Origin of the sequence: Pseudomonas sp. PS01299 (assembly GCF_029960145.1) — a bacterium.
Taxonomy (GTDB): Bacteria; Pseudomonadota; Gammaproteobacteria; order Pseudomonadales; family Pseudomonadaceae; genus Aquipseudomonas; species Aquipseudomonas putida_A.
On sequence record NZ_JASCPO010000334.1, the window covers coordinates 1 to 4,726 of the forward strand.

The following is a 4,726-nucleotide window of genomic DNA, read 5'->3' on the forward strand; positions in this document are numbered from 1 at the left end:
CGATGGCGTCAGTCCATTCAGAATGGTTGTTGCCTGACATGCCGTCATCGCGAGCAGGCTCACTCCTACAAGGGGTCGGCGGTGGTTTTGAGAGTTGTGGACAGGAGCCGATCATGTTGATTTCAGTGCAGGCCCTGCGGGCGCTTGCCGCGTGGACGGTGGTCTGTCACCACTTCATGCAGATTTTCTTCGACTTCAAGGCGCGCGGCCCGATCGGGCAATTCTTCATCGACAAGGGCGCAGTCGGCGTCGATGTTTTCTTCGTTATCAGTGGTCTGGTGATTTTCCTCTCCACTGAAAGCAAAGCGCTGCCTCCGGCGCGGTTTCTGCTGTATCGGTTGTTTCGCATTGTCCCGGCGTACTGGCTGTACACGCTGTTGATGGCGTTGCTGGTGCTGTTCGCCCGGCCAATGTTGCCGGATCAGACGGTGGACTGGGCGCATTTCCTCGCGTCGCTGTTATTCATTCCTGCGCAAAACCCCGGCGGCTACGGGATTTATCCGACGCTGAATGTCGGCTGGACGCTCAACTACGAAATGCTCTTCTATGTGTTGTTTGCATGCGCGCTGGTGTTCCGCTGGCAGGTGCGCTTGCTGGTGGTCGCCGCGTTGCTGTTTTCGGTGTGTCAGGCGTTCGGCTGGCTCAACGAGTTTTACCGTTCCGACATCGTCTACGAGTTTCTGCTGGGGATCGGCATTGGCGTGCTCTATCGCCGGGGCTGGATTGGCGCCGGCCTGTGGCTGCCGCTGTTGGCGATGGGCGCTGCCATGATGGCGATCTATCACCTGGCACCGGCGCCAAGGTTATTGAACTGGGGCGTGCCGAGCGCGGTGCTGGTGATGGCTTGCATGGCGCTGGAGCGCTACGTCGAGCGCAATCGGGTGATGAAATGGCTCGGTGACTGTTCCTATTCGGTGTATCTGATGCACGTGTTGGTGTTGTCGGTTGGTGGTTTTATCGCGCGACGCTACGGAATCAACCCGTATCTGATGTTCGTCATCTGTGCTCTAGCCATTGGCGTGGGGTCATGGCTGAGCTACGAATGGGTGGAGAAACGCAGCTATCAGTGGCTTAAAGCGCGGATCGATGGCGAACCGATCAGCGCACCTGTCGAGAATCTTTCCCGACAAAAATACTAGGACTTTGTCCGGCGCAATGATTGGCGTAAACTGCGCCCAAGCCTGCGAGGAGTTTCCATGACCGCTATTACCATTACCGACGCCGCCCACGATTACCTGGCCGATCTGCTCTCCAAGCAGAACACTCCAGGCATCGGCATCCGCGTCTTCATCACCCAGCCTGGCACCCAGTACGCCGAAACCTGCATTGCCTATTGCAAGCCGGGCGAAGAAAAACCTGAAGACACCGCGCTGGGGCTGAAAAGCTTCACCGCCTACATCGACTCGTTCAGCGAAGCGTTTCTTGACGACGCCGTCGTCGATTACGCCACCGACCGCATGGGCGGCCAACTGACCATCAAGGCGCCAAACGCCAAAGTCCCGATGGTCAATGCCGACAGCCCGGTCAACGAGCGCATCAACTACTACCTGCAAACCGAGATCAACCCGGGGCTGGCCAGCCACGGCGGTCAGGTCAGCCTGATCGATGTGGTCGAGGACGGCATTGCCGTGCTGCAGTTCGGTGGCGGCTGCCAGGGCTGCGGCCAGGCCGACGTGACCCTGAAGGAAGGCATCGAGCGCACCTTGCTCGAGCGTATTCCAGAACTCAAAGGTGTGCGCGACGTGACCGACCACACGCAGAAAGAAAACGCCTACTACTAAGGTGTTCGCTGCGGACATGAAAAACGGCGCCCCGTGAGCGCCGTTTTTTTTTGCGTGAAATTCAATGACGCCTTCGCGAGCAAACCCGCTCCCACATTTGAGCGCATTCCAAATGTGGGAGCGGGCTTGCTCGCGAAAGGGCCTTCATGGGCGATAGAGGTGCGCATGCCCCGCGCGATACAGCGACGACTCGCTAAACACCTCACTCCCCAACACCCGTCCCACCAGAATCAACGCCGTGCGCCGAAACCCTTTGGCCGCAACCTTCGCGGCAATATCCGCCAGCGTCCCCACCACCCAGTCCTGATCCGGCCACGTCGCCCGGTGAATCACCGCAATCGGGCAATCCGCGCCGTAATGCGGCAGCAGTTCGGCGATGATTTTCTGCAGATGATTGACCCCCAGATGAATCGCCATGGTCGCGCCATGCTGCGCCAGACTGCTCAACTCCTCACCCGCCGGCATTGCGGTCTTGTCCGCGTAGCGGGTCAGAATCACGCTCTGCGACACGTCCGGCAGTGTCAGTTCTGTGCCAAGCAACGCCGCACACGCTGCGGTCGCGGTGACGCCGGGAATGATCTCGAACGGAATATTCAGCTCGCGCAGATAACGAATCTGCTCGCCAATCGCGCCATACAGGCTCGGATCGCCGGAATGCACCCGCGCTACGTTCTGGCCCTTGGCATGGGCGGATTTGATCAGTTCAATGATCTGCTCCAGATGCAATTCGGCGCTGTTGACCACGGTTTCAGCCTGATGCCCCTCCAGCACCGCAGCCGGTACCAGCGAGCCTGCGTAGATGATCACCGGGCAACTGCGGATCAGCCGCTGACCTTTGACAGTGATCAATTCCGGGTCGCCGGGGCCGGCGCCAATGAAGTAGACGGTCATGAAGAAATCCTGTGAAAAACGGGGCAGGGCAACGCTTCAGATGAAGATTGCTCATGATCAAACGGGGGGATTATCGGGAATTTACGCAGCGCCGGCCAATGCCAAGGTTGCCTGAGCGTATTTTTGCCGGGAAATCAGCAGTTTTGCCGGTGCCTGAATCAACTGCTCGGCAAGGGCCAGGGCGGCACTTTCCGCCACGCCGTAGCAGCCAGTGCGCTCATAGGCGATCTGCGAATGGTGGCTCAGGCGTTGCTGATAACTGGCCAGTTCGTCGCTGCTGAAATACAACAGCGGCAACGCCAGTTGACTGGCCAGTTCCTGCAGGCCGGGTTCATCGCGTTTAAGATCGATGCTGGCCAAGGCCTTGACCGCTTCAAGTTCTATACGATGCGCCTGCAACGCCTGATCGAGTAACGCGCGCAGCGTGCTGACCGGGCATCCGCGCTGGCAGCCCAGGCCGACCACAAAGGTCGGCGCTGCGCGGTCATCGGTCATGCGTGGTATTGACCATCGCTTTTGCGGCGGAACAACCAGGCGCTGATCAGGCCCAAGGCCAGCCAGAACACCACGTTGGTCAACTGCGAAGCGATTTTGAACTGGGCTTCCAGCGCCTCCGGGGCGAGCATCGAATGCACTTCCGGTTGCGGTGCGCCGATCACGTGCGGCACGGCGAGGATCGCCACGCCGAGCAGCTTCATCAACCAGTGGCGGCTGAACACAATCAACGCCAGGCCAACAGCGGTGGAAGCGGCGGTGCCGATCCACCAGGTTTGCCGCGACGCCAGATCGGCTGCAGCGGTGCCCGGCAGTTCAGGCGGCAGGCCCAGGGTCGGTGCGAGCACGAAGGTCGCGTAACCGGCCAGGCCCCAGAGCAGGCCTTGCGAGGTTTTGGTCGGTGCACGCAGGGTGTACAGGCCAGCGAGCATCAGGGCGAAACCGACCGCCACCACCAGATTGCCGCCGGTGGTCGAGACCACGCGTTGCCAGCCGTCCTCCGGCTCCCAGGCTTCGGCGTCATGGGTGTGAGCAGCCGTACCGGCGGCGTGTTCGTGAACGGCCACCGGTTCGGACTTCTCGAAGGTTTCGGCTTGTAGAATCAGCGGCGAGACCCAGAAGCTTTGCAGCAACGTCAGCAGCAGGGCGGCCAGCAGGCCGGTGAACCCTGCGGTTTGCGCGATACGCTTGATCATGTCTGCAGGTCTCAGTGGCACGGGAACGCGGCGCTGTGGCGGGTATCGTGAGCGGCGTTGTGCACCGCTTCGATGTGCGAGAAACCGGCGAAGTACACAAGGCTGGCACCCAGAATCGACGCGAAGATCGCGGCGGTCAGGCGTTGGCTCAAGGTGGCGGTGCTGGAGATTTTGTCGGTGTTGCTGCCGGTGCTGCTGATGATCGACATGGCGCTTCCCTCTGGAGTGTCAGCGGGTGATATAGAGCGCATGAAAACCCCTGCGGGTCGGGCACGCAAAGGTTCGAACAGCGCCCGCCCACCGCGGGTTTGTTATGTTCAGCGACGCACAATGCGCACTGTGTGTTGCGGGCCGGTCTCCGGGCTCACGAGGGGTTGGCGTCTGACCGACCTGCAAGCGTCACCTTCCCATGCCGTATGGCACAGTGGATCTGACGCTTCGCTCGCTTACCGTTGCGGGGGCAGCACCGGACTGACATGGCTTTGAGTAAAGCACATGATTCACCGGTTTCCCGTTTCACCCTGTGAAGGGCACCCGTAACAAGTTGTGTAGGAGAGCATGGGGTGGGGGATTTAGTCAATTTTGGGGGTGGATCCGTTGCTGCGGTAACGGCCACTTAGGGTTCCGCCCTTACGGCGGGTCACTTTTGGCAAACGCCCCAAAAGTAACCAAAAGGTCTATGCCCTGACGTTCGGCCCTCGCCTAGGCTCGGGTTCCTTCGCTGCGGGATTTATCCGGGGGGCAGCGCCTACGGTTTGCTTCGCTGCACCTCCTCTCGCTGTGTTTGGCTGCGCCAAACGGTCGCTGCGCTCCCACCCCCGGATAAATCCCTCCACTCAGCCTGCCGACGGGCCCTGAGATCAA

At 60.4% G+C, this 4,726-nt stretch carries 6 protein-coding genes and 1 riboswitch; of the genes, 2 read left to right on the top strand and 4 right to left on the bottom strand.

Features of this window, described 5'->3' with window-relative positions; genetic code table 11:
* The first annotated feature begins 113 nt into the window (after positions 1-113).
* Positions 114-1,139: an acyltransferase gene (locus QMX91_RS29065; protein WP_282413774.1), complete on the top strand. Its 1,026-nt coding sequence runs from the start codon at positions 114-116 to the stop codon at positions 1,137-1,139.
* A 57-nt stretch (positions 1,140-1,196) separates the two neighbouring features.
* Entirely contained in the window at positions 1,197-1,781 is a 585-nt protein-coding gene (gene nfuA / locus QMX91_RS29070) for a Fe-S biogenesis protein NfuA (protein WP_003225494.1), read from the top strand.
* 144 nt (positions 1,782-1,925) lie between these two features.
* On the opposite strand, the gene cobM is transcribed toward nfuA, so the two are convergent.
* The 4 genes from cobM to QMX91_RS29090 form a co-directional block, all read right to left on the bottom strand.
* Positions 1,926-2,672, bottom strand: a complete 747-nt coding sequence (gene cobM, locus QMX91_RS29075) for a precorrin-4 C(11)-methyltransferase (RefSeq protein WP_282413775.1) — start codon at positions 2,670-2,672, stop codon at positions 1,926-1,928.
* Between the two features lie 81 nt (positions 2,673-2,753).
* Complete coding sequence (locus tag QMX91_RS29080) at positions 2,754-3,167, bottom strand: cobalamin biosynthesis protein (protein ID WP_041072679.1); 414 nt, start codon at positions 3,165-3,167, stop codon at positions 2,754-2,756.
* A complete protein-coding gene (locus QMX91_RS29085; RefSeq protein ID WP_139053696.1) occupies positions 3,164-3,862 on the bottom strand; it encodes a CbtA family protein in 699 nt (232 codons plus the stop codon). The genes QMX91_RS29080 and QMX91_RS29085 overlap by 4 nt, the downstream gene beginning before the upstream one ends.
* Before the next feature lie 11 nt (positions 3,863-3,873).
* Positions 3,874-4,071 (bottom strand): CbtB domain-containing protein, encoded by a 198-nt coding sequence (locus QMX91_RS29090; protein ID WP_003225486.1) that lies wholly within the window; start codon positions 4,069-4,071, stop codon positions 3,874-3,876.
* Positions 4,072-4,193: 122 nt separating this feature from the next.
* A riboswitch (cobalamin riboswitch) is annotated at positions 4,194-4,415 on the bottom strand.
* Between the last annotated feature and the right edge of the window lie 311 nt (positions 4,416-4,726).